Below are 22,011 nucleotides of genomic sequence, written 5' to 3'. Positions count from 1 at the left end.
CCATGGACAGGTTCCGCACCCGGTACACCGCGATCGCCGGCGCGGTCGCACTGGCGCTGGCCGCCGCGCCGGCCGCGGCCGCGCGCATCGACTACGTGCTCGACGCGGGGGTCGAGCACGATGACAACCCGCGCCTGGTGCCGGTCGATCCCGACGGTCAGCGCATCCTCCGGGCGGGACTCGGCTTCCTGGTCACCCAGGAAGGCTCCACGGTCCAGGCCATGGTCGCCGGCCGCGCCGATTACCGCGAATTCCAGCGCGGGCTCGACGACGGTGTGGAGGGCATGCTGTCGGCCTACCTCAACTGGGTAGCCATCCCGGACCGCCTCAGCTTCACCCTGCGCGACGAGCTCGAACTGCAGGCCATCGACCGGTTCGACGCCGACTCCCCCGACAACCGCCAGCAGGTCAACGTGCTGTCGTTCGGGCCCAACCTGCTGTTCGACGTGGGGAGCAGGCTGCAGGGGAGGTTCGAGGCGCGCTACATCGACAGCCACGCCGAAGTCACCGACGCCTTCAACTCGAGCCGGGTCGGCGCGGCGCTGCGGCTCACCCACGAATTCGACGATCGCAGCAACCTGGGCTTCAACGCGCAGTGGAGCGACGTCGACTACGACGTCGACCTGGTCGCGCGCGACCACGAGCGTACCGATGTCTACGCCCGCTACGAACGCGTCCAGGCCTCCACCGACTACGCCATCGACGCCGGCTACACCCGGCTCGACTATGCCGACGGCGAGACCCGCGACGGACCGCTGGTCCGGCTCGAGGCCGGCTGGCGCCCCGCCGAACGGGGGCGGCTCTCCGCCACGCTGATCAACCAGTTCTCCGACGCCGCGGACGCGGCGCTCGCCGAGGGCATCGCGATCGGCGGCGGCAGCGGCGGCGAGCCGGTGGTGCCCGGCAGCGTGCTGGTCGACGACGGGACCATCATTCCCTCCGCCTACCGCGAACGCCGGGTCGCCCTCGCCTGGGACCAGCAGGGGGAGCGTCTGGGCTGGCGCATCGAAGGCCATGTCCAGCGCCTGCGCTACATCGACACCCTCGTAGCCGATGAAAAGGAGCAAGGGATCATGCTGGGCGTGGACTACCGCCTGACGCCCACGATGACCCTGACCGGCTGGGCCAGCGCCGAGCGCACCGAGTACGTGCAGCTGGCCGCGGAGGACGACACCCGCCGTGCCGGGCTCGTGCTGGAGAAGCGCTGGACCCCGCACTGGGCCACGTCGCTGAGCTGGTACCGCTACGAGCGAGACAGCGGCGTGTTCGACAACGAGGTCCGCCAGAACGTGTGGTACCTGTGGGTGTCCTACGGGAACCGTCCGCGATGAGCACGCTGGCTGGCCTGCGCCACTGGGCACGCACCTCCGGACACCCGATGGCCAGCGCCGCCCGGCGCGTGCGCGTCGCCGGCCGCGGCCTCACCCTGCCCGCTCCACGCGTGCTGGTCCGGCCCTACCTCTGGCTGTTCCTCGGCCTGCGCGGCACGCTGTTCTGGCTGCGCCGGACCTTCGTCGCCGAACCGCTGTTCAAGGCCTACTGCACCCGCGTCGGACGCGGCGTCACCACCGGCATCCACGTGCCCTGGGTCCAGGGCAGCGGCGAACTCGTCGTCGGCGATCATGTGCGCATCAGCGGCAAGATCTCGATCAGCTACGCCGCGAGCTTCAGCCGCAGGCCGCGGCTGGAGATCGGCGACCATTCCGACATCGCCCACGAGACCCGCTTCGTCGTCGGCCGCGAGATCCGCATCGGGCGCCATGTCCAGGTCGCGGGGGGCGTGACCTTCCGCGATTCCGGCGGCCACCCCACCGATCCCGAACTGCGGCGCCTGGGCGGCGCGCCCGACCCCGCCGACGTCAAGCCGGTGATCGTGCACGACCATGCCTGGATCGGCACCGGAGCGCTGCTGATGCCCGGGACCGAGATCGGCGAAGGCGCGATCGTGTCGGCGCACGCGGTGGTCTCGGGGAAGGTCGCGCCCTACAGCATCGTCGCCGGCAACCCCGCGCGCCGCATCGGCATGCTCGAGCCGTCGCGCACGGCCGCTCCCGACGCCGCAGCGGCCTGAGGGCCTGCGCCAGCCGGCGGCCACGGAGGAACCCGGGCTCAGACCAGCGCTTCGGCCGCGTCCGGATGCCCGAGGAAGTCGCGCGGGCTGGCGCTGCGGCCATACGCGCCGGACTGGAACACCACCACCAGGTCGCCGGGTGCGGCCACGCCCAGCTCCATCCGGTCCCCCAGCAGGTCCAGCGGCGTGCACAGCGGGCCCACGACGCTCGCGGTTTCGAAGCCGTCCCGCCGACCGTTCACCGCGACCGGATAGTTGCGGCGCATCACCTGGCCGAAATTGCCCGAGGCCGCGAGGTGGTGGTGCATGCCGCCGTCGACCACGAGGAACACCTGCCCACGCGACACCTTGCGGTCGACCACGCGCGCGACGTACAGGCCGGCCTCGCCCACGAGGTAGCGCCCCAGTTCGACCACCAGGTGCGCGCCCGGCGCATCGCGCTCCAGGCGCGCGGCCAGGCCGGCCAGGTTGTCGGCCACCGGCGCCAGGTCGAGCCCGGCCTCGCCGGGCGCATAGGGGATGCCGAAGCCGCCACCGAGGTTGAGGCTGCGCAGCGGCGCGGGCAGCAGCTCCGACCAGCCCAGCGCCAGCTCGTAGCTGCGCGCCTGCGCCTCCACGATCGCCGCCGCGCGCAGGTTCTGCGAGCCGGCGAACATGTGGAAGCCTTCGAAGGCGAGGCCCGCGGCAGCGATCGCACGCAGCGCCGACGGTACCTCTTCGGCGTCGATGCCGAACTGGCGCGCGCCGCCGCTCATCTTCATGCCGGAGGCCTTCAGCTCGAAGGGCAGGTTCACGCGCAGTGCCACGCGCGCCGGGGTGCCGGTCGCCTCGCTGGCCCGCGCCAGCAGGTCGAGCTCGCGCAGCGACTCCACGTTGACGAGCACGCCCGCGGCCTGGGCCTGCGCGAGCTCGGCGGCGGACTTGCCGGGCCCGGCGAAGGATACGTGCAGGGGATCGGCGCCGGCATCCATCGCCACCCTCAGCTCGCCGCCCGAGGCCACGTCGATGCCATCGACCAGGCCCACCATGTGGCCGACCAGCGCCGGCATCGGATTGGCCTTCATCGCGTAATGCAGGCGCACCGCGTCGGGCAGCGCGGCCCGGAGGCTTCGCGCCCGCGCGGCGATGCGCGCGCGGTCGTAGAGGTAGCAGGGCGTCCGCCCGACCTCGGCCACCACCCGCGACAGCGGACGGCCGCCCACGAGGAATTCACCGGCGGCGTCGACCGGCCAGCCGGAGGATGCGATGGGCGTGCGTTCGGTGTTCACGCGGATTCCCTTGCTGCCTGCAGGCGATGGTGGAAGTCCACCAGCTGCAGGACATTGTTGCGCCACTGGTGGCGCTCGGCCACGCGGCGGCGCGCATTGGCGCCCACCCGCGCGAGGTCGGCGGGGTCCATGCTGCGCGCGATCACGGCGTCGACCGCGGCGTCGAGGTCACCCGCCGGGAACATCCAGCCGGTCTCGTCCTCGTCCAGGACTTCACGCACCGGTGCGAAGCCGGGGGCCACCGGCGGCACCGCGCAGGCCATGAACTCGAACAGCTTCACCGGCGAGGTGTAGTCGCCGGCGCTGGGCAGGATGGCCATGTCCATCGCGGCCAGCAGGCCGGGCACTTCGTCATGCGCCACGCGGCCGGTCAGCAGCACCTGGCCCGACAGCCCGCGCTCTTCGACGAAGGCGCGCAGCGGTGCATAGGTCGCGCCGTCGCCTACCAGCAGCAGCTTCAGCCAGGGCGCCGTGGCCAGGCGGTCGGCGATGCGGTGCACGAAGGCGTCGATCGCGTGCCACGGCACGAAGGCGCCGAGGTAACCGCAGACCACGTGGTCGCCGAGGCCAAGCCGCGCGCGCGTCGCCTCCCGCTGCTCCTGCGAGAACGAGAACTTCGCGATGTCGGCCGCGTTCGGCGTGACGATGGCCGGCGCCATGCCCGGATGCGCGGCGCGCGCGCGGTCGCGGAACACGCTGGAGACGAACACCAGCCCGTCGGCGTCGCGGAAGACGCGACGCTCGATCGCCATCGCCAGGCGCCTGAGCGCCAGGGGCCGCACGCGCTCGACAATCGCCGAATCGTTGACCTCGAGGATCACCGGCACGCCGCGGCGGCGCGCCAGCCACACCGTCGCGTACATGAAGAGCGAATAGCGCTCGTACACGAAGTCGACGTCGGGATTGCGCCGCAGCCAGGCCGCCACCCGCCAGCCGGCCACGAGGTTGTAGGCCAGCTCGACCAGCTCGAACAACGGCTCGGGCAGCCGGGTGACGAGGCCCATCCACGGCCGCGCCTGGCGCGTCGGCGACATGGCCCCGGGAGAGGCGTAGGGATCGGCGCCCGGCAGCGAGATGACATCGACCGTGACGCCTTCCGCGCGCAGCGCATCGGTGACGCCACGGATGTGCACGCCCTCGACGGCCTTGCCCTGGGTGCGGTGGTGGTAGAGCACCTTGCGTACGCTCGATGCGGTCCTTGCGGTATCCATTGCTCATTCCTCCGAGGGTGCCGGCACGGCCGCCAGGGCGTCCGCGAGCGGAACGCCAGGCGCGGCACGGCGGATGATGCCGCTGCCGATGCGTTCGACCGCCGCGCGCATGTCGTCGCGGCGCACGTCGATCGAGTGCAGCATCGATTCGCCGGTCGACAGACGCCGCTTGTATTCCTGGTCACCAGCCAGGAAATCGAAGGTCTGGTCGCCCTCGGCGGCCGCCTGCATCACCGCCGCATAGAGCGAGGCGATGCCCGGGCGGTCGTGCCGCGGCAGACGGCCGTAGTTCATGCCGGCGTTGTAGTAGTACAGCCGGCCCTGCCAGCCCAGGTTGTAGAGGTAGCCGACGAGCGTGTCGCCGGCGGTCACCCGCGTCATCCGCGCGAAGCCCTCGGCCGCCGTGCGAGCGAGGAGCGCGCGATGGAAGCGGCCGAAGAAATCCGAGGCGAAGCAGCCACCGACGCCACGCGACTGCCAGTAGGCGGTGTGCAGGGCTTCGAAGGCATCGAACCAGGCCAGCGCCTGCACGGGGTCGCGGGTGGTCTCGGCACGCAGCTCGCCCAGCGCACCGTAGGCACGCAGGGTCTGGCGCAGGGCGCCTCGCGATTTGCGGCCCAGGACCTCGAGATAGCCGCCAGGCGCCTCGCGCACCGCCCCCAGGTCGACGCGGTAGCAGGGCCGCGCACGCACGCTGGCGGCCTGCATGCCGGCCGGCAGCGCGGCGGCGATCGCATCACCATGCGCCGAGGTGCTCAGGCGCAGTCGCCGCCAGTCCCGCGGCAGCCGTCCCAGCGCCGCGAAGAGCGCCCGGTAGGCGCTCTCGAGCCGGTCGTCCGGCGCGAGCAGGCCCGCGTATTCGATCGTGATCTCGTCGAGCGCGGCATCCCCGGTCTCCTGCAGGTGCAAGGAGCGGCGTCCGAACACGCGGCCGCCCCCGCGCTCCCTGGCATCGACCAGCAGCCCCAGCGCCTCCACGCCTCCACTGCCGTGGGCCCGGAACACGAGCGGCCGCACCGTGGGCGGAAGCTGTTCCAGCCAGGTCGACACCCAGTGCCAGCTGGAGAACGGCGAGCAGTCGGCGCGGCGTTCGAGCGCCATCCATTCCGCCGCCAGCCAGGGACACTGCTCCAGGGGCAGCAGCTCTCCGGACAGGGGCTGCGGATCGGCCGCCGGGCGGCCAAGGGCCATGCATGCCACCACGTCAGCCATCCTGGTCGATATAGGTCAGGTGCGGCGGCGGCGGCGACGCGGCGAGGCCCGGATCGAACCATCGCACCACCAGTTGCTGCGTCCCACGCACGCGGAACCCGCAGGCACGCCAAGGGGACGCTGCGGCGGCGTCGAGGGCGGCGCGCAGGCTGACGGCGACATGCCCGCTGCGGCGGGCCTGCTCCAGCAGCCGCAGAAGCGCCGCCTGCGGAATGCCCTCGCACGCGTCGACCGACCAGAAATCGTGCACGTCGAGCAGCTGCGGCCACTGCGGCTCGACCGCGCACGCGAACCATGCCCGTACGCGGCCGGCACGGTCCTCGAGTAGCAGGTAACGCATGCGCAGGCCCACGCCCGCGTCGAAGCGCCAGCGCAACATGGTGGCGTCGCGCACGGCAGTGGCCGCCGGGTGCGGGCCCGCCCCATCCCAAGCGGCCTGCATCGCGGGCTCGAAACGGTCCACCCAGCGCGCGCGCAGGCGCGGTCCGCGAAGTCCCTGCCAGGCGCGGACGATGGCGTCGGCAGCATCCAGCACGGTGCCCGCCGCTGGCACCAGCAGGCGTGGCAGGCGACGCGACAGATAGTGTCCGTGGCGGACGACGCGGACGCTGCGCTCCATGTCCGCCCAGCGACGCATGCCGGCACGCCGCAGCGCCGCGCTGGCCCCCTGGTGGGCATTGGGGATGCCGTACACGAAATCGAAGTGCTCCCCGGCCGCTTCCACCGCAGCCTCGATCAGCATCAGCGCCGGTCCGAGCGAGCGGTGCGCCGGATGGATGGCCAGGTGCGAGAGCACGCCGGCGCGCAGGCGTCGGCCGTCGGCGCACATCGGCCTTGGCGCGACCGCGAGGAAGCCGACCACGCCGTCGTCGACGTGTTCGACGAAGCGCAACAGAGGACGGCCGTGCGGCGAATTCAGCACCAGGGCGTCGTAGCGGGCCGCCAGCAGGACATCGTCGTCGCCCAGGCTGCCGCGCCAGGCCTGGATGGCGGCGCTGCGCGCATCACCCACCGCCTCCCCGTCGCGGATGCGGTAGACGAACGTTTCCGGGGCCAGGAGCGCGTTCAAGCCGCCACCTCCTCCCGCGTGACCGCATGGCCGGGCACGAGCAGCGGGCGTTCGTGCAGGTAGCCCGTGGTGCGCCGCTTGTTGGCGATGTCGACGTACACCGCCTCGGCCTGGGCCAGGGACATTCCCAGCGCGCGTGCCAGTTCGGCGGCGCTGCGCCCGTGCTCGAGCGCCCACAGCGCAAGGTCCATCCCGGCATGGGGCAGCGCGAAATAGAACTCGTCCTGGCCCTGCGCGAGGCTGTAGGTATCGGTGGTGGGAATGGCCGCGCACACCCGTTCGGGCAGGCCGAGGTGGCGCGCCATGGCGTACACCTGGGTCTTGTAGAGGTGGGCGATCGGCTTGACATCGGCCGATCCGTCGCCGTTCTTCACGAAGAAACCCTGGTCGTACTCCAGGCGGTTGGGCGTGCCGACCACGGCGTAGTTGAGGCGATCGGCATGGAAGTATTCGATGGTCTTGCGCACGCGCTGCTTGTAGTTGGTCGCGGCCACGATCCGCAGGTAGTCGGCCAGGCCCAGCACGCGCTCGTGGCGCCCGCCCGCGGGATCCTCTGCCACCAGGCGGAACACGTTGATCCGGCCCTCGGTGCCGCCCTCGATGGCGATCTTGAAGCGCCAGTCGTGGCCGTAGCCGGGCAGCGCGTTGCGCACCGCGGCATCACGCTCGCGATAGCAGCCCAGTGCCTCCAGCGCCGGCGCGATGTCCACGGTCTCGACCTCGATGCCGAGGTGCCCGGCCAGGACACGGGCGCGGATGGCGCTGTCGTCGGAGGAGTCACGCTCGGGCAGGATCAGCCCCAGCACCCGGCCGGGACCAAGCGCGCGCACCGCAAGCGCCGCGCAGCAGGAGGAATCGATTCCACCCGAGATCGCGACCACCAGGCCACGGCGGCGCAGCGTGCGCGCGGTGGCGTCGCGAAGCCAGGCGGCGATCCGGTCGGCTTCCGCCTCCAGGTCGAGTTCGAGCACGTGGGGGCCGAGTTCGCTCACGGTGTGGTCTCCAGGGAGGTCGTGCCGGCAAGCGCGGCGCGCCGCACCTTGCCCGACGTGGTGCGCGGGAGCGCAGGCAGGAATTCGATGTCGCGCGGGATCTTCCAGGCGGCCAGCCGGCCACGGCAGTGCGCGCGCACGGCACGGGCATCGAGGCCGGGATCTCGCGCCACCACCCAGGCCTTGACCACCTGGCCCAGAGTGGCGTCGTCGATGCCGGCGACCGCGGCCTCGGCGATCGCCGGGTGTTCGAGCAGCGCCTCCTCGACATCCAGCGGATGCACGCGATGGGCACCGGTCTTGATCATGTCGTTGCGCCGGCCGGCCAGGAACAGATAGCCCTCGTCGTCGAGCCGGCCAAGGTCGCCGGTGCGCAGCCAGCCGTCACGCAGCACCAGGGCGGTGGCGGCCGGGTCGCGCCAGTAGCCGCGCATCACGCCGGGACTGCGGGCCCAGACCTCGCCCTCGACGCCGGGCGCCAACGCGCGTCCCGCCTCGTCGCGGATCTCCAGCCGGACACCGCTCAGCGGCCGGCCCGCGGAGCCCGGCTTGTCGTCGAGGCGCGCCGGCGGCACCGACGCCAGCCGCGCCGACGCCTCGGTCTGTCCGTACATGATGTGCAGGCGCACGCCGGGCAGCTGCGCGCGCAGCCGCCGCGCCAGGGCCACGGTCATCGCGCCCCCGGCCTGCGTCAGGTAGCGCAGGCGCGGCAGCAAACGTCCCTCGAACACGCCCCGCTCGAGGAACAGCGCGAAAGTGGACGGCACGCCGGAGAACCCCGTCGCGCCCTCGCGCTCGAGCGCATCCACCACCAGGTGCGGAAACACCATGTTGGGCTCCAGCACCACGCATCCACCCGCGAAGAGGTGCGTGTGCAGGACCGACACGCCATAGGCATAGCAGAAGGCCAGCACGGACACGGTGCAGTCGTCCTCGCCCAGGCCAAGGTCCTCGACCACGGCCTGGACGTTGGCGTGCAGGTTGTCGTGGCCCAGCGCCACGCCCTTCGGGGCACCGGTGGTGCCCGAGGTGTAGAGGATCATCGCCAACCCGTCACCCGCGCCGGCTTCGCCGCACGTTGCCGCGGCCTGCCCGGCGGGACCGGGCGGCCAAGCCGGGTCGCGCGACGCCCCCAATGCCAGACGGCCGTGCTCGAGCCCGGCCTGCGCGACCGCCGCTGCCGCCTCGGCATCCCCCTCCTCCACCAGCACCAGCGAGGGCTCGCAGTGCGCAAGCCAGCTGGCGAGTTCGCGCCGGCTGGCCTGGGCGTTGAGCGGGACCAGGACGATCCCGGCCAGCCAGCAGCCGTAGCAGGCGACGACGGCCTCGTAGCGGTTGGGCAGCACGACGGCGACGCGGTCGCCGGAGCGCAGGCCGCGCGCGCGCAGCAGCGCCGCAAAGCGCTGCGCCGCGGAGGCGAGCGTGGCGTAGTCCGCGCGGCATCCGCCGTCGGCGATGGCCGGCGCCGACGGCCGGCGACGCGCGGTCTGCAGCAGGCGGACCGCCAGTTCGCTCACTGCATGCCGCCAGCCGCCTTGCGGCCCAGGAACAGGCTGATGCTGTCGATTGTGTCGAAGTTCGCCGGCACCATCTCCTCGGGCGCCACGCGGATGCCGTAGGCGGATTCGAGGAACTCGATCAGTTCGAGGATGCCGGTGGAATCGACGATGCCACCGCGGATCAGCGATGCGTCGTCGGCGACCGCCGCGGCGTCATCGGTGAAGAGGAAGTTGTTCAGGATGAACGGCTTGATCCTGGCCTTGTAGTCCATCGTCTGTCGCGCCTCGGCTTGCGGGGGGCCCTGCGGGCACGACTGTGGTCGCCGGCATTCCCCTGTCCAGCTTGAGAACGCGGAAACATCGTCTATCCGGACGCCCGCATGCGCTCGCCGGGAGCGGCGGATGCACGCGCTGGACCACCCCGGGCTTCGAGGACTTCGACGCAGGCGGCGAGCGTTTCGCGCGCCACGTCGTCCCAGTCGCGCGCGGTGGCACGCGCGATGGCGGCCCGGTCCCAGGGCCGCGCGAGCGCCTCGGCCAGCGCCTGCGCAAGCCGCGCCGGGTCGCGTGCGGGAACCAGGAGGCCGGTGCCGGGCGCGACGATCTCGGCGGCGCCGCCGACGTCGGTGGCCACCACCGGACAGCCGCAGGCCAACGCCTCCACCAGCACGTTGGGATAGCCTTCCGCCCAGCTCGGCAGCGCCAGCACGTCCGCCGCGGCGATCCAGCCGGCGACGCCGGCGTGGTCCATGCCGCCGGTGATGCGCACGCAGTCCGCCACGCCCGCGGCGGCGATCTTCGCGACCAGGCGGGCGCGCATCACGCCGTCGCCCACCAGTACGAGGTTCGCGGCCGGTTCGCGCGCGCGCAGCACGGCGAAGGCGTCGACGAGTTCGTCCAGGCCCTTGGATTCGACCAGCCGCCCGACATAGGCGACCAGGCGTGCATCGACCGCGACGCCCAGCCGCGCGCGCGCGGCGGCCTGGTCGCGCGGATGGAACACCGCGGTATCGACACCGTTGACGATCGCGCGCACCCGCGCCGGCGCGACGCCGTAGCGATCCACCACCACGTCGCGCATCGCGCGGCTCACCGCCAGCACGCCGTCGGCACCGCGCAGCGTGCGCCCGGTCAGCCAGGCCCCGACGCCGGTGCGCGCATTGACGTCGGATCCGCGCGCACCGACCACGCAGGGCACGCCGAGCGCGCGCGCGGCGCGCAGCGCGGCATGTCCGTCGGGATACACCCAGTAGCCCAGCACGAGGTCCGGGCCGAAGCGGCGCAGCCGCGGCAGCAGCGCGCGGGCACCGGCAAGGCCGTTGGTGAGGCGGGACAGCCCGGGAAATCCCGGATAGGTATAGGACTCGAGCGCGATGCCCTCGAGCGCGAAACCGGGTTCCACCAACCCGCTCATGTAGGTGCGCGGCAGGAGGCGGGACATGCGCGTATGCCGGATCTGCGGGAAATACACCCGGACCTCGGCCAGGCGCGACAGCGCGCGCGCGGTCTCGTGGATGTACCGGCCACGCGTGAGGTCGTGCGGCACCGGGAGGTTGGGCGTGACCAGGGCGATGCGGATCGGGCGTCGGCTCATGACAGCATCAGCAGCACGCGGACGACCAGGTAGAACCCCGCTGCGGCCAGTCCGCTGAGGACTGCCCAGCGCGGGATGTCGCCGGCCAGGTGGAAGGCCGGGACGGCCGGGAAGCGCTCGCGCACCGCGGTCGAGTGCGCCACGACGATGGCCGCCAGCAGGTAGAGCAGGATGATGTAGCTGCGGCTGAGGAAGAACGCCGTGGCCGCGAAGCCCACCAGGGACACGAGCAGCACCAGGGCCACCGCACGGTCCTGCCGCCACTGTTCCACCAGGGCGGCGTCCAGCGCGGATCCGGGAACGATGGCACCGTCGCCCGGCGCACCGCCGGACGACGGGTCCGGCTCCGCCTCGCCCCAGGCCTCCTTCTGGCCGGGATAGCTGCCCGCGGGCGCCTGGCGCAGGATGCGCAGCATCATCCAGAAGCAGTAGCCGACGAAGGCGAACCAGAGCGCGAAGCCCACCACGCCGTTCTCGGCCAGCACCAGGACCAGCGAGTTGTGCGCGGTCAGGTGGTGGTAGGCGGTGAAGTTGCCGGTGCCGACGCCGTAGAGCGGACTTCCCAGGAACATCTGGATGCCTTCGTACCAGGCCTCCACGCGGCCGGACGCCGAGCGCTCGGCCACGTCGAGCTCGTTCAGCCGCGAAGGCAGCATGCGCATCATCACCAGCCCGGAGGCCGCCACGACCAGGGCGCTGGCCGGCCCGCGACGCATCCACAGCCAGGCCCCCACCATCGCCGCCAGCGCCAGCATGCCGCCGCGCGAGTTGGTCAGGTACACGCCGTACACCAGCAGGCCCGCCACCGCCAGCCACAGCAGCCTGCGCAGCCCGAGCAGCCCCCCGCGCGCGGCCAGATGGAGTGCCATCGGCAGGCAGATCACGAACAACATCGCCAGGTCGTTGGGGTCGCTGAAGATGCCCAGGTACTGGATGCGCCCATCGTCGACCAGCGGCATGCCGGTCCAGCCCACGCCGTCGGCCTTCTGCCGCACGCCGTGCAGGGCCATCAGCGCGGCGCTGCCGGCGAACAGCACCATCACCCACACCATGCGCCGCGGCGTGGTGGTGCTGTTGGCCAGCACCACGAACGCCACCAGGCTCGGCGCGAACAGGGTGAACTGCGCCATCGCACCGCCGACCCAGCCGTTGAGCGCGATCGAAAGCGAGGTCACCAGCACGAACACCGGCAGGATCAGGTACTGCGGCTCGTCGAAGCGCTTGTCGCGCGAGAACAGCCACGCCAGCAGGGCCGCGACCAGGGCGATCGGCAGCAGCGGGATGCCGGCGCCGGCCATCTGCGGATATTCCTGCGGGCGCACCAGCACCAGCAGCAGGTAGAGGCTGATGAAGACGAACGCAGGCATCAGGCGGTCACCACAGGTGCAGGCGCCGGCCGCGCACGAAGGCCAGCGCGGCCTGTGCTGCGAACAGGTTCATGTGCACGAAGGCGACCAGCAGGCGCACCGGCGCCAGCCCTGCCAGTCGCGGAAGGCGCGGCGCGGCGGCCACCAGCGCAAGCCCGGCCAGTGCCGCGAGCGCGCAGGCGAGATAGAAACCGTGGCGTGGCGCCAGCGCCATCGCCGCGAGCCCGAGAAGCAGCAGCGCCCAGGGCGCGGCCAGGCGCAGCATCTTGTGGCCGACGAAGCGGAACCACAGCGGATTGCGCCGGGGATCCAGCAGCCACGGTGCGAGCTGGACCAGCTGCAGGTTTCCGGCCAGGGTGCGTACCTTGCGCACGCGCTCCCCCGCCGCCGAGCGCGAGGCACGATCCCAGGCCACGGCCCGGGGCTGCCAGGTCACGCGTGCGCCGGATGCGGCCACCTGCATCGGCACCAGCACGTCGTCGAGCACCGTGGCCGCCGGCAGCGGCCGGAACAGGGACCGGCGCATGGCGTACAGCGCACCGCTCAGCCCCACCACCGAGCCGCTGCGCGCCTCGGCCAGGCGGATCGCCGACTCGTAGCGCCAGTAGGCATCGACGCCCGCGGCGAAGCCCGTGTCCGGATCCTCGAAGCGCAGCTGGCCACCCACCGCGCCCACGCCCGGATCGGACAGGTGCTCCACCAGGGCACGCAGCGCGCCTGGCTCCAGGCGCTGGCGCACGTCCACCATCAGCAGCACCTCGCCGGTGGCGGCGGCCACGGCGTCGTTGAGGCAGCTCGCCTTGCCGCGCCGGCGGTCGAACTCGAGCACGCGCACGCGCGCGTCGCCCACGCCGCGCGCGATCGCGGCGGTGGCGTCGCTGCAGCCGTCGCAGGCGAGCACGATCTCCAGGCGGTCGGCGGGATACTCGAGCGCGAGCAGGTTGGCGAGCTTGGCGGCCACCATCGCGGCGCCATCGTGCACGGGCATGACCGCGCTGACCGTGGGGAGCGGCCGCGTCGCGTCGACCGCCACGGGGCGCGGGGCCACGCGTGCGCGCAACCACATGCACAGCGGGTAGCCGGCATAGGTGAAGGCGACCAGCGCCGCACAAGCCCAGAACAGCGGGATCATGTCAGGCGTCCTCCGGCCAGGCGCGCCGTCCACTGCCCGGCGGCGGCGCTCAGGCGGGGGAAGCGCGCTGCCACGCCGGCGAAGACCGCTGCGTCGTCCCGTCGCCACGCACCCAGCGCAAGCGTGCCGATCACGTACACCAACGCATACGCCACCGCCGCGGCAAGCCCGCCCCAGCGGTCTGGCAAGAACTCGATCATCACCACCGCAGGCAGGCAGGCCACCAGCGCGGCCGCCACCAGCCGCGCCAGTTCGCGCCATGGCATCCGCAACGCCATCAGCCGCGTGATCCCGATCCAGGTCATCGCGAACACCAACAGGCGCGATGCCGCATGCGCGACCACTGCGCCGCCGAGCCCGTAGCGCGGCACCAGGAACACCGCAAGCGAAGCCGTGACGAGCAGCGACAGCACCACGAAGCCCACGCGCAGGCGCTGGTTGTCGGTGGTCGACAGCAACGCCCCGAAGGCCGCCTCGGCCACGGTCAGGCCGCCGACCAGCACCATCACCTGCAGCGGCAGCACCACATCGCCATACGCCTGGCCGTACAGGAGCCCCACCAGCTGCGGTGCCGCGAGCACGCCCGCCCCCGCCAGCAGCAGCCCCAGGGCGACATAGCAGCGTACCGCCACCGCCGTGATCTCTCCCACCCGCGCCTGCCCACCAGCGCCGTGCGCGTGCGCCATCATCGGCATGAGCACCGTGCCCAGGCCGGACGACAGCAGATCGATCCCACCGCGCGTCAGCGCCGCCGCGATGGCGAAGTAGCCCACGGCGGCAGCGCCGGCCGTGCGGTTGAGCAGCCAGGTTTCGATCGACTTGTTGCCCAGCGCCCAGGCCAGCACCAGCAGCACCGTCCACCACAAGTGCTTGCGGATCCGCGGCTCGATGCCGGCCTCGAGCGGCCGTGCGGCCGACAGCAGCCCGGCGCGACGGCGCAGCGTCCAGCCCGCCAGCGCATGTCCGGCGCCGACGACGGCGAAGAGGACCACGTAGGACTCGAGCCCGGAGCCGGCCGCCACCAGCACCACCACCCCGGCCGCGCTGGCGAGACTCATCGTCGCCGCCACTCCCGCCTCGATGCCGTAATGGCCGTGGCCCTTGGCAATCGAGACATCGAACAGGAACCAGGCCTTGCACAGGCCGGCCACCAGCGTCGCCGCGGCGAACAGTCCCAGGCCTTCGCTCCAGCCGGTGGGCTGGAACTGCGGCAGAAAGACCAGGAAGCCCGCCGCGACCAGCAGCATGCTCGCCAGCTGGCGCCGACGCAGCCAGCCCTGGACACTGGCCGCGTCGGAGCCACGACCGAGGCTCTCCGACACGAATCGGATCGCGGTGGTGGTGATGCCGTTGTTGGCCAGCACCACCACGAGGCCCGCAAGCCAGACCACGTAGGAGTAGCGCCCGAAGTCGTCGGGACCGAGGCTGCGCGCGACCAGGATGCTGGTCAGCATGCCCAGCGCGTAGCTGACATAGGTCGAGCCGGTGACCATCGCCGCGCCGCGCAGGGCCGAAACGCCGCTGAAAAGTTGGTTCGACTGCTGCTGGCGTGCCAAGGGAACCATCGAGGACGGAAGGAGTTCTGTCCTCGAAGAACGTGCCCCGCCGCATGTTTCGGCCAGCAACGCGGCTGGCCGCGCAGACCTTCCGTTCGCGTTTACAGATGTCGACACGGGCCGCAGGCCGGGACGCCATGTACTACCACGCCTACAGCCGCCAGGACATCGTGCAGGACTTCGCGCGCCGCGACTACCTCACGCCGGCCGAAGTGGCGGCGCTGGGCGCGGTCTGGCAACAGGTCCAGGGCGACGTGCTCGACCTCGGCGTCGGGGGCGGCCGCACCACCGGCTACCTGCGCGGCGTCGCGCGCAGCTACCGCGGGCTCGACATCTCCGAGGAGATGGCCGCGGCCTGCCGCGCCCAGCACCCCACGGCCGACATCCTGGTGGGCGACGCGCGCACGCTCGACGGCCATCCCGACGATGCCTATGACCTCGTGCTGTTCTCCTTCAACGGCATCGACTACATCGCGCACGCCGACCGCGCCCTGGTGCTGGCGTCGGCGATGCGCGTGCTGCGCCCCGGCGGCGCCTTCGTCTACTCGTCGCACAACCTGCGGGTGCTGGACGGCCGGTTGCCACCGGTCCAGCCGGTGCGCCTGGTGCCCACACCGGATCCGCTGCGCCTGGCCGTGCGCAGCGTGCGTGCGCTCGGCGCGATGCTCAGGCGGCGGCGCAACCGCGGCCGCCTGGGCGGCCAGCAGTACCTGCGCGACGACCATGCGCTGGTCAACGATGAGAGCTACGACCACGCCCAGCTCACCGTCTATGTCGACCCTGCGAGCGAAGCCCAGGCCCTGGCAGCCGCCGGCTTCGGGGATATCCGCACCGTGGACGCGCGCGGACGCCTGGACCCGCTCCGCCACGACGACCCCTGGGTGTACTTCATCGCCCGCAAGCCGGGACCGGAGCGCGCATGAACACCGCCACCCTGGACACCGCGCCGCGCGCGGGGCGCGGAGCGCGCCTGTCGATCCTGCACGTGGTGGACGCGCTCGAGTTCGGCGGGCTGGAGCGCATGGTCGCCGACATCTCCGCGGCGCAGCGCTCGCATGGCCACGCCGTCGCCGTCTTCAGCCTCACCGGCCCCGGCGAGCTGGGCCCGGTGATCGCGCGCGCCGGCGTCGAGGTCATCGACGGCGGCAAGCGGCGCGGCTTCGACCTCGCGATGCTGGCGCGACTGCGCGCCGCGATCACGCGCCTGGACGCCGACATCGTGCACACGCACAACTTCGTGCCCAACTACTACGCCGCGCTCGCGAACGCCGCCGCGTGGCCGCGTCGCCCGGCACTGGTCAACACCTGCCACAACATGGGCGCGCGCCTGGCCGGTGCGCGCCTGCGCCGGCTGTACCGGCTGTCGCTGCTGCGCACCGCAGGCGTGGCCGGCGTCGGCGAGGGCGTGGCGCGCCATCTGGTCGAGCGCGGCCTGTCGCCGCGCGCGCGTACCGTGGCCGTGCGCAACGGCGTATGCATGCCGGCGCGGATCTGTCCGGACCGCCGCGCCGCGGCACGCGCGGCGCTGGGCATCGACCCGGGAGCGCTGCTGCTCGGCAGCGTCGGCCGCCTGGTGGCCCTGAAGAACCACCGCCTGCTGATCGGACAGGTCGCCCGGCTTTCGCGCGAGTTCCCCACGCTGCAGCTGCTGCTGGTCGGCGACGGTCCGATGCGCGCCGGACTCGAGTCACAGGCGGGCGCATCCGGCGCCCCGGTGCGGTTCACCGGTGCGCGCGACGACGTGGAGGCCCTGCTGCCGGCGCTCGACGCCTTCGTGCTGCCTTCGCATACCGAAGGGCTGTCGATCGCCCTGCTCGAGGCCTGCGCCACCGGCCTGCCGTCGGTCGCGACCCACGTCGGCGGCAATCCCGAGATCATCGACGACGGCGTGACCGGGATCCTGTTCCCCGACGACGATGGCGACGCACTCGCCGCCGCCCTGCGCCGCCTCCTTGCCGATCCCGCCCTGCGCGCGCGCATGGGCGAAGCCGCCCGCGCCTGGGTCGCGGCCAATGCCTCGATGCCGGCCCTGCGCGCCGACTACGATGCCTTCTACGCCCGCGCCCTGGGGAGGGCCGTGGAATGCGGATAGCGATCGTCGGCTGCGGCTTCGTCGCCGACCTGTACATGGAGACCCTGCACCGGCACGCCGACCTTGAACTGGTGTGCGCCTGGGACCACGACCCGGTGCGCCTGGGGCTGTTCTGCCGCCACCATGGCGTGGAGGCCTGCCCATCGTTCGAAGCCCTGCTCGAGGACCGGCGCGTGGAGGCGGTGCTCAACCTCACCAACCCGCATTCGCACTATGTGGTCTCACGCGACTGCCTGCAGGCCGGCAAGCACGTGTACTCCGAGAAGCCGCTGGCCATGCGGCTCGAGGACGCGCGCAGCCTGGTGGTGCTGGCCGCAGCGCGCGGCCTGCTGCTGTCCGGCGCACCGAGCCGCCTGCTCGGCCGGCCGGCGCAGACCGCGTGGCGCCTGCTGCGCGACGGCGCGATCGGGCAGCCGCACCTGGCCTATGCCGAAATGGACGACGGCCTGCTGCACCGGATGGCGGTGCGCCGCTGGCGCGGCAGCTCGGGCGCGCCCTGGCCCTGGCAGGACGAGCTGCGCGTGGGCAACACGCTCGAGCACGCCGGCTACGCGCTGACCTGGCTGGCCGCGTTCTTCGGCCCGGCGCGCAGCGTCACCGCCTTCGGCGCGCGCGCGGTGCGCGAAAAGGGTCTGGACGTGCCGCTGCATGAGCAGGCGCCCGACGTCACTTTCGCAGGGATCGAATTCCGCTCGGGCATGATCGCGCGGCTCACCTGCAGCATCGTGGCCTCGCACGACCACGGCCTGCGGGTGTTCGGCGAGGACGGCATCCTGTCGGTGGACGATGTCTGGAAGCCGCAGGCGCGGGTGCGGCTGCGTCCCCGCCTCCGGGTACGCGGCCGCAGCCTGGAATCCCCGCTCGCGCGCCGCCAGCGCCTGCTCGGCGACGCCGAAGCCGTGCGCCTGTCGCGCGGCCGCCGCAAGGTGGACTTCTGCCTGGGTCCGGTGGACATGGCGCGCGCACTCCGCGAGGGCCGGGCGCCACGGCTGTCGGCCGATTTCTGCCTGCACATCACCGAGCTGTCGCTGGCCATCGGCCAGGCCGCCGACGGCGCGGCGCGGGTGGAGCTGGAATCGGTCTTCGCAGCACCCGACCCGATGCCCTGGGCGCGCTGAGATGCGGGCGCTGGTCACCGGCGGCACCGGTTTCCTGGGCGCTGCCCTGCTCCACAGGCTGGCCGCCGAGGGAGCGCGGCTGCGGGTGATCGTCCGCCCCGGCAGTGATGCCACCATCCTCGACAGGATCGATGCCGCGTATCCGCAGGCAGCGCTGCAGCGCGTGGCCTGCGGCCTGGATGCCGGCGCTGACGGACTCGACGCGGCCCTCGACGGCATCGACGTCGTTTTCCATCTCGCCTCCGCGATGTCGGGCGGCACCGAGGCGGTGATGCGCGGCACGCTCGCCACTTCCGCCGCCCTGCTCGACGCGCTCGCGCGCCGCCCGGCACCACCGCGCGTGGTGCTGGTCGGGTCGCTGGCCGTGCTCGATACCGCCAGCCTGGCCGAGGGCGCGAGCGTCGACGACGACACCCCGCTGGAGCCGCGGCCGGCGCTGCGCGATGCATACACCGACGCCAAGCTGCAGCAGGAGCGCATGTTCCGCGACCGCTGCGCGCGCCACCGCATCCCGCTGGTGGTCGCACGCCCCGGCGTGCTGTACGGCCCGGGACGCATCACGCCGTCCACCCGGGCGGGCTTCGGTCCGCTGGCGGGCTGGTTCCTGCTGCTGGGCGGCGACAACCCCCTGCCGCTGGCGCACGTGGACAACTGCGCCGCGGCCCTGGCCTGGATCGCGCGGCACGCGGACTTCGCCGGCGAGGCCTGCAACATCGTCGACCAGCCGCAGCCCGGCTGCCGGGAGTACCTGCTGCGTTATCGCGCCGGGCAGCGTCCCGGCCTGCGCATCCTGCCGGTCCCGGCGCCGCTGGGCCGGCTGGCCGCGCGCCTGCTGCCGTGGCTGCATGCGCGCAGCCGCGGCCGTGTGCCGCTGCTGCTCAGCCCCTACCGCTGGCGCAGCAGCTGGCGGCCCTTCCGCTACGGAAGCACGGCGCTGGCGCGCCTGGGCTTCGTCGCGCCGGTTTCGGCCGACGCCGCGCTGGCGTCCGCATTGGACGCGCCCTCCGAATAGCCCGGCCGAGGCACGCAGTAATCACGCCATTGGCCGGGATCGCCGGCCAGTCCGTCCTCGGCCGCGCGCACGATGTTGTACATCTCGCGTGCGCTCACGTAGTGCAGCTTCCAGCGGATGCCATCGTTGTACTCCGACTCCAGGTAGGCGAAGGCCTCGTCCATCGGACGGCCAAGCAGTGTGTCCATGTCGGCATCCTCGGCACCGTGGGTGTGGATCTTGACGAAGGTCCATTCCGGCCGGCCTTCGACGTGGATGCCGGTGCGCACCCAGGCGTCGATGCGGTCGCGGTCGGGCGGTGCGACGGCGCGGATGTCGCCGTTCTCGATGCGCGGGATCAGCCCGAACTTGCGGCTGCGCCAGCGCAGCCCCAGCGGCCCCTGGATGATCATCAGGTCGCCGCCGGCCGGTCCGCCCACGCGCACGCGTTCGCCGCTGTCGTGCGACTTCGGCGCGTGCGGATCGTCGGTGGCACGGTAGATGCGGTTGATGGTGCGCGGCTGGCAGGGATCCGGCGCGGCCGGGAAGGTGAAGTCGGCGTAGCAGCCTTCCTCGCGCAGCACGGTCAGCTCGTTGTCGACACCGCAGTGGCCGCCGCCCGGATGGCTGTTGTCGAGCGCCCAGTCGCCGTGGATGAAGGACCAGCGCGGCTGGCCGGTGGCCGGGTCGCGCGGCAGCGCATCGTGGCGCGAGGCCAGGATCCCGGCGAAGTCGGCGAGCTTCCTGCGCAGCGTGGCCTCGGTGTCGTCGTGGTGGTGAAGGTGGATCTCGATCTCGCCCAGGCCCATGCGGCAGAGCTCGACCAGGGCATCGACGTGTTCGGCGCGGTACTCGTCGCCGGGGAAGAAGAACGAGTGCACGGGCGGGCGCCCGTCCGCGTCGCGATGGCCTTCGCACAGCACCGGCAGCTCCTGGCGCCAGCGCGCGACGCGCGCGCGTTCGCGCGCCAGCCCCGGCGCACCCCAGCCGGGCTCGTAGTGGTCGACGAAGCAGAACAGCAGGTGCCGGGTCCTGCCCTCGGGAACCGGCGCGCGCCAGTCCTGGCGCAGCCAGGGCAGCAGCCAGCCCAGGACGTTGCGACGGTGCAGCAGCGACAGGACGCCGCCGAGCGCGACCAGCGCGCACAGCAGCAGCGCAAGGGCGAACCACGCCCACGCCGACCCGGGCCACCAGGCCGGCATCGCCAGCGGGCGCGCATCGGCCTCCGCCGGGTCCCCGGTGGCCGGAACGACGTCAGGCGCCGGCGCGCCGTCCGGGGCGGATGCCGGCGGTCCCGCCGGCGGCATTGCGGCGGGGACGCCACCGGCCAGGTGATAGGCACCGATCCCGGCGACGCCGACGCGCGGGCTGCCGGTGACGTCGTCCTGCAGGCCTGGCACCGCCACGCCCGCCCCCGGGGCCGGAGACCCCGGCCGCAGGCGTCCGGACGCATCCACGAGGTACGCCGCCGCCCCGCTGTGCGCGTCCTCGCCCGACAAGGCCCGCCAGCGCGCGAAGGCGTGCGGGGATCCCGCGGCCTTCGCGCCGGGGCGTTCGTCGATGAAGCGGCACCCGTCGCCATAGGCATTGTGGTCCAGCCCCGCCGGCCCCCGCAGCGCAGGCAACCCGCCCATGTCCGGCGCATGGCGGATCTCCACGCACTGCTGGCTGCCCACCACCAGGTTGTTGACGATGCGCGGGTTGACGCTGGGCGGCCGCCCCGCGTGCGGCTCGCGGTCCTGGAAGGCGACGCCGAAGTACAGCGCGGCATGTCCCCTGCGCCCGGCATCGATGATGGTGTTGTTGGCCACCAGTGCGTCGCGTGCGGCATACAGGCCGATGCCCGAATAGCCGGTCCCGCGCACCACGTTGTTGCGGACCACGCCGCGAAGGGACTCATGCCACTCGGGATTGACCGACGGGTCGAGGTATTCCGGGCTGGTATCGAAGCCGACGAGGATCCCGGCCACGCCGGCGTTCTCGATGCGGTTGCGCTGTACCAGCACGTCGGCCGCGCCGCCCTTGAAGTAGAGCCCGGTGGTGGCGACGTCGTGGATCCAGCTGTCCTCGACCACCATGCCCGAGCCGTTGACGTTGTCGATGCCGTCGGCGTTCATCATCTCGATCGGCGTGCCCGGCAGGTATCTCGCGCCGGTGTTGCGGATCTCGACGCGACGGATGGTGACGTTGTCCGACTTCGGGGTGATCTTGATGCCGTCGCGGCCGGTGTCGCGGATCAGCAGGTCCTCCAGCACCACGTCGGACGCGCCGTGCTCGCTGTCCGGCCCGCCCTGGTACCAGTTGGTCTGCATCATCACGCCGTACACGCTGCCACCGCTCAGCTCGAGATTGCCGATCCGGCTGCCGGAGGCGGTGGGATCGACCTGGACCACCACGGTGTCGGACCCCCTGGCGATGTCGCAGTGGATGTGCGCCCGGGCGCCCGGCTCCGAACGCAGGTCCAGCCGCACGCGAAGCCGCACGTCGCATTCGTGGTAGGTGCGGTTGCCGGGCGGTGCCAGCAGGGTCACGGTGTCGCCGGCCTCGACCAGGTAGTTCCCGGGCGCGAGCACGTGGCCGATGGTGCGGAAGGGCCGGGCGCGGCTGCCGTCGCCGGCATCGCTGCCGGTGGTCGAGACGAACCATTCCCGCGCCCCCGCGGGAGCTGCAAGCACCAGCAGCGAGACCAGCATGCACGCCGCCAGGGAGCGCCGTCGCCCCGGGACAGGAGCGGCTCCGATCGGGGCGGAGCAGTGCGCTGGCAGGTGGTCCATCGGGAATCCTCGGGCCTGGTGGCTGGTTGCGGCGCGATTTGCCGTTGGATGGGACAACGCGAATC

Annotated in this window: 18 protein-coding genes; 6 read left to right on the top strand and 12 right to left on the bottom strand. The window is 72.5% G+C overall.

Annotated features, from left to right (window positions below; translation table 11 throughout):
- Nucleotides 1–2 precede the first annotated feature (2 nt).
- Nucleotides 3–1,331 (top strand): porin family protein, encoded by a 1,329-nt coding sequence (locus tag IE168_RS01370; protein ID WP_189494345.1) that lies wholly within the window; start codon nt 3–5, stop codon nt 1,329–1,331.
- Nucleotides 1,328–2,071, top strand: a complete 744-nt coding sequence (locus IE168_RS01365; protein WP_189494343.1) for an acyltransferase — start codon at nt 1,328–1,330, stop codon at nt 2,069–2,071. Before IE168_RS01370 ends, IE168_RS01365 begins: the two co-directional genes overlap by 4 nt.
- A gap of 38 nt (nt 2,072–2,109) precedes the next feature.
- Here the strand turns inward: IE168_RS01365 and IE168_RS01360 are convergent, their stop codons facing one another.
- From IE168_RS01360 to IE168_RS01310, 11 genes are all read right to left on the bottom strand, one after another.
- A complete protein-coding gene (locus IE168_RS01360) occupies nt 2,110–3,339 on the bottom strand; it encodes a pyridoxal-dependent decarboxylase, exosortase A system-associated (RefSeq protein ID WP_229822979.1) in 1,230 nt (409 codons plus the stop codon).
- Complete coding sequence (locus IE168_RS01355) at nt 3,336–4,550, bottom strand: glycosyltransferase family 4 protein (protein WP_189494341.1); 1,215 nt, start codon at nt 4,548–4,550, stop codon at nt 3,336–3,338. The genes IE168_RS01360 and IE168_RS01355 overlap by 4 nt, the downstream gene beginning before the upstream one ends.
- 3 nt (nt 4,551–4,553) lie before the next feature.
- Nucleotides 4,554–5,741, bottom strand: a complete 1,188-nt coding sequence (locus IE168_RS01350) for a GNAT family N-acetyltransferase (protein ID WP_189494339.1) — start codon at nt 5,739–5,741, stop codon at nt 4,554–4,556.
- 13 nt (nt 5,742–5,754) lie between these two features.
- Nucleotides 5,755–6,831 (bottom strand): GNAT family N-acetyltransferase, encoded by a 1,077-nt coding sequence (locus IE168_RS01345; RefSeq protein ID WP_189494337.1) that lies wholly within the window; start codon nt 6,829–6,831, stop codon nt 5,755–5,757.
- Nucleotides 6,828–7,823, bottom strand: a complete 996-nt coding sequence (nadE, locus tag IE168_RS01340; RefSeq protein WP_189494335.1) for an NAD(+) synthase — start codon at nt 7,821–7,823, stop codon at nt 6,828–6,830. Before nadE ends, IE168_RS01345 begins: the two co-directional genes overlap by 4 nt.
- Entirely contained in the window at nt 7,820–9,340 is a 1,521-nt protein-coding gene (locus IE168_RS01335; protein WP_189494333.1) for a class I adenylate-forming enzyme family protein, read from the bottom strand. Before IE168_RS01335 ends, nadE begins: the two co-directional genes overlap by 4 nt.
- Nucleotides 9,337–9,594 (bottom strand): acyl carrier protein, encoded by a 258-nt coding sequence (locus IE168_RS01330; RefSeq protein WP_189494331.1) that lies wholly within the window; start codon nt 9,592–9,594, stop codon nt 9,337–9,339. Before IE168_RS01330 ends, IE168_RS01335 begins: the two co-directional genes overlap by 4 nt.
- A 92-nt stretch (nt 9,595–9,686) precedes the next feature.
- On the bottom strand, nt 9,687–10,916 hold the full coding sequence (locus IE168_RS01325; RefSeq protein ID WP_189494329.1) for a glycosyltransferase: 1,230 nt from the start codon (nt 10,914–10,916) through the stop codon (nt 9,687–9,689).
- Entirely contained in the window at nt 10,913–12,283 is a 1,371-nt protein-coding gene (locus tag IE168_RS01320; RefSeq protein WP_189494327.1) for an O-antigen ligase family protein, read from the bottom strand. The genes IE168_RS01325 and IE168_RS01320 overlap by 4 nt, the downstream gene beginning before the upstream one ends.
- 7 nt (nt 12,284–12,290) lie before the next feature.
- Nucleotides 12,291–13,415, bottom strand: a complete 1,125-nt coding sequence (locus tag IE168_RS01315; RefSeq protein ID WP_189494325.1) for a glycosyltransferase family 2 protein — start codon at nt 13,413–13,415, stop codon at nt 12,291–12,293.
- Nucleotides 13,412–14,980 carry a lipopolysaccharide biosynthesis protein gene (locus tag IE168_RS01310; RefSeq protein ID WP_189494323.1) on the bottom strand — a complete coding sequence of 523 codons (1,569 nt, stop codon included), beginning with the start codon at nt 14,978–14,980 and terminating at the stop codon, nt 13,412–13,414. Before IE168_RS01310 ends, IE168_RS01315 begins: the two co-directional genes overlap by 4 nt.
- Nucleotides 14,981–15,078: 98 nt before the next feature.
- Here IE168_RS01310 and IE168_RS01305 point away from each other — a divergent pair, with 98 nt between their 5' ends.
- Genes IE168_RS01305 through IE168_RS01290 form a run of 4 tightly spaced genes read left to right on the top strand, consistent with a single transcriptional unit; the run spans nt 15,079 to nt 19,193 of the window.
- Nucleotides 15,079–15,894 carry a class I SAM-dependent methyltransferase gene (locus IE168_RS01305; protein WP_189494320.1) on the top strand — a complete coding sequence of 272 codons (816 nt, stop codon included), beginning with the start codon at nt 15,079–15,081 and terminating at the stop codon, nt 15,892–15,894.
- Entirely contained in the window at nt 15,891–17,063 is a 1,173-nt protein-coding gene (locus tag IE168_RS01300) for a glycosyltransferase (protein WP_189494318.1), read from the top strand. Before IE168_RS01305 ends, IE168_RS01300 begins: the two co-directional genes overlap by 4 nt.
- Nucleotides 17,054–18,181 (top strand): Gfo/Idh/MocA family protein, encoded by a 1,128-nt coding sequence (locus IE168_RS01295; protein ID WP_189494316.1) that lies wholly within the window; start codon nt 17,054–17,056, stop codon nt 18,179–18,181. The genes IE168_RS01300 and IE168_RS01295 overlap by 10 nt, the downstream gene beginning before the upstream one ends.
- 1 nt (nt 18,182) lies before the next feature.
- Nucleotides 18,183–19,193: an NAD-dependent epimerase/dehydratase family protein gene (locus tag IE168_RS01290; RefSeq protein ID WP_189494314.1), complete on the top strand. Its 1,011-nt coding sequence runs from the start codon at nt 18,183–18,185 to the stop codon at nt 19,191–19,193.
- Here the strand turns inward: IE168_RS01290 and IE168_RS01285 are convergent.
- Nucleotides 19,100–21,865 (bottom strand): right-handed parallel beta-helix repeat-containing protein, encoded by a 2,766-nt coding sequence (locus IE168_RS01285; protein ID WP_189494312.1) that lies wholly within the window; start codon nt 21,863–21,865, stop codon nt 19,100–19,102. The genes IE168_RS01290 and IE168_RS01285 overlap by 94 nt on opposite strands.
- Nucleotides 21,866–22,011: the final 146 nt, after the last annotated feature.

Source organism: Luteimonas padinae (genome assembly GCF_014652935.1).
GTDB lineage: Bacteria > Pseudomonadota > Gammaproteobacteria > Xanthomonadales > Xanthomonadaceae > Luteimonas > Luteimonas padinae.
Note: the sequence above shows the minus strand (reverse complement) of the source record. Positions and strands in the feature narration are given on the sequence as shown.

Excerpts from the sequence above, each read along its gene's own strand:
- IE168_RS01370 (WP_189494345.1), top strand. The coding sequence starts at position 3 with ATGGACAGGTTCCGCACCCGGTACACCGCGATCGCCGGCGCGGTCGCA.
- IE168_RS01365 (WP_189494343.1), top strand. The coding sequence starts at position 1,328 with ATGAGCACGCTGGCTGGCCTGCGCCACTGGGCACGCACCTCCGGACAC.
- IE168_RS01355 (WP_189494341.1), bottom strand. The coding sequence starts at position 4,550 with ATGGATACCGCAAGGACCGCATCGAGCGTACGCAAGGTGCTCTACCAC.
- IE168_RS01350 (WP_189494339.1), bottom strand. The coding sequence starts at position 5,741 with ATGGCCCTTGGCCGCCCGGCGGCCGATCCGCAGCCCCTGTCCGGAGAG.
- IE168_RS01330 (WP_189494331.1), bottom strand. The coding sequence starts at position 9,594 with ATGGACTACAAGGCCAGGATCAAGCCGTTCATCCTGAACAACTTCCTC.
- IE168_RS01325 (WP_189494329.1), bottom strand. The coding sequence starts at position 10,916 with ATGAGCCGACGCCCGATCCGCATCGCCCTGGTCACGCCCAACCTCCCG.
- IE168_RS01320 (WP_189494327.1), bottom strand. The coding sequence starts at position 12,283 with ATGCCTGCGTTCGTCTTCATCAGCCTCTACCTGCTGCTGGTGCTGGTG.
- IE168_RS01315 (WP_189494325.1), bottom strand. The coding sequence starts at position 13,415 with ATGATCCCGCTGTTCTGGGCTTGTGCGGCGCTGGTCGCCTTCACCTAT.
- IE168_RS01310 (WP_189494323.1), bottom strand. The coding sequence starts at position 14,980 with ATGGTTCCCTTGGCACGCCAGCAGCAGTCGAACCAACTTTTCAGCGGC.
- IE168_RS01305 (WP_189494320.1), top strand. The coding sequence starts at position 15,079 with ATGTCGACACGGGCCGCAGGCCGGGACGCCATGTACTACCACGCCTAC.
- IE168_RS01300 (WP_189494318.1), top strand. The coding sequence starts at position 15,891 with ATGAACACCGCCACCCTGGACACCGCGCCGCGCGCGGGGCGCGGAGCG.
- IE168_RS01295 (WP_189494316.1), top strand. The coding sequence starts at position 17,054 with ATGCGGATAGCGATCGTCGGCTGCGGCTTCGTCGCCGACCTGTACATG.
- IE168_RS01290 (WP_189494314.1), top strand. The coding sequence starts at position 18,183 with ATGCGGGCGCTGGTCACCGGCGGCACCGGTTTCCTGGGCGCTGCCCTG.
- IE168_RS01285 (WP_189494312.1), bottom strand. The coding sequence starts at position 21,865 with ATGCTGGTCTCGCTGCTGGTGCTTGCAGCTCCCGCGGGGGCGCGGGAA.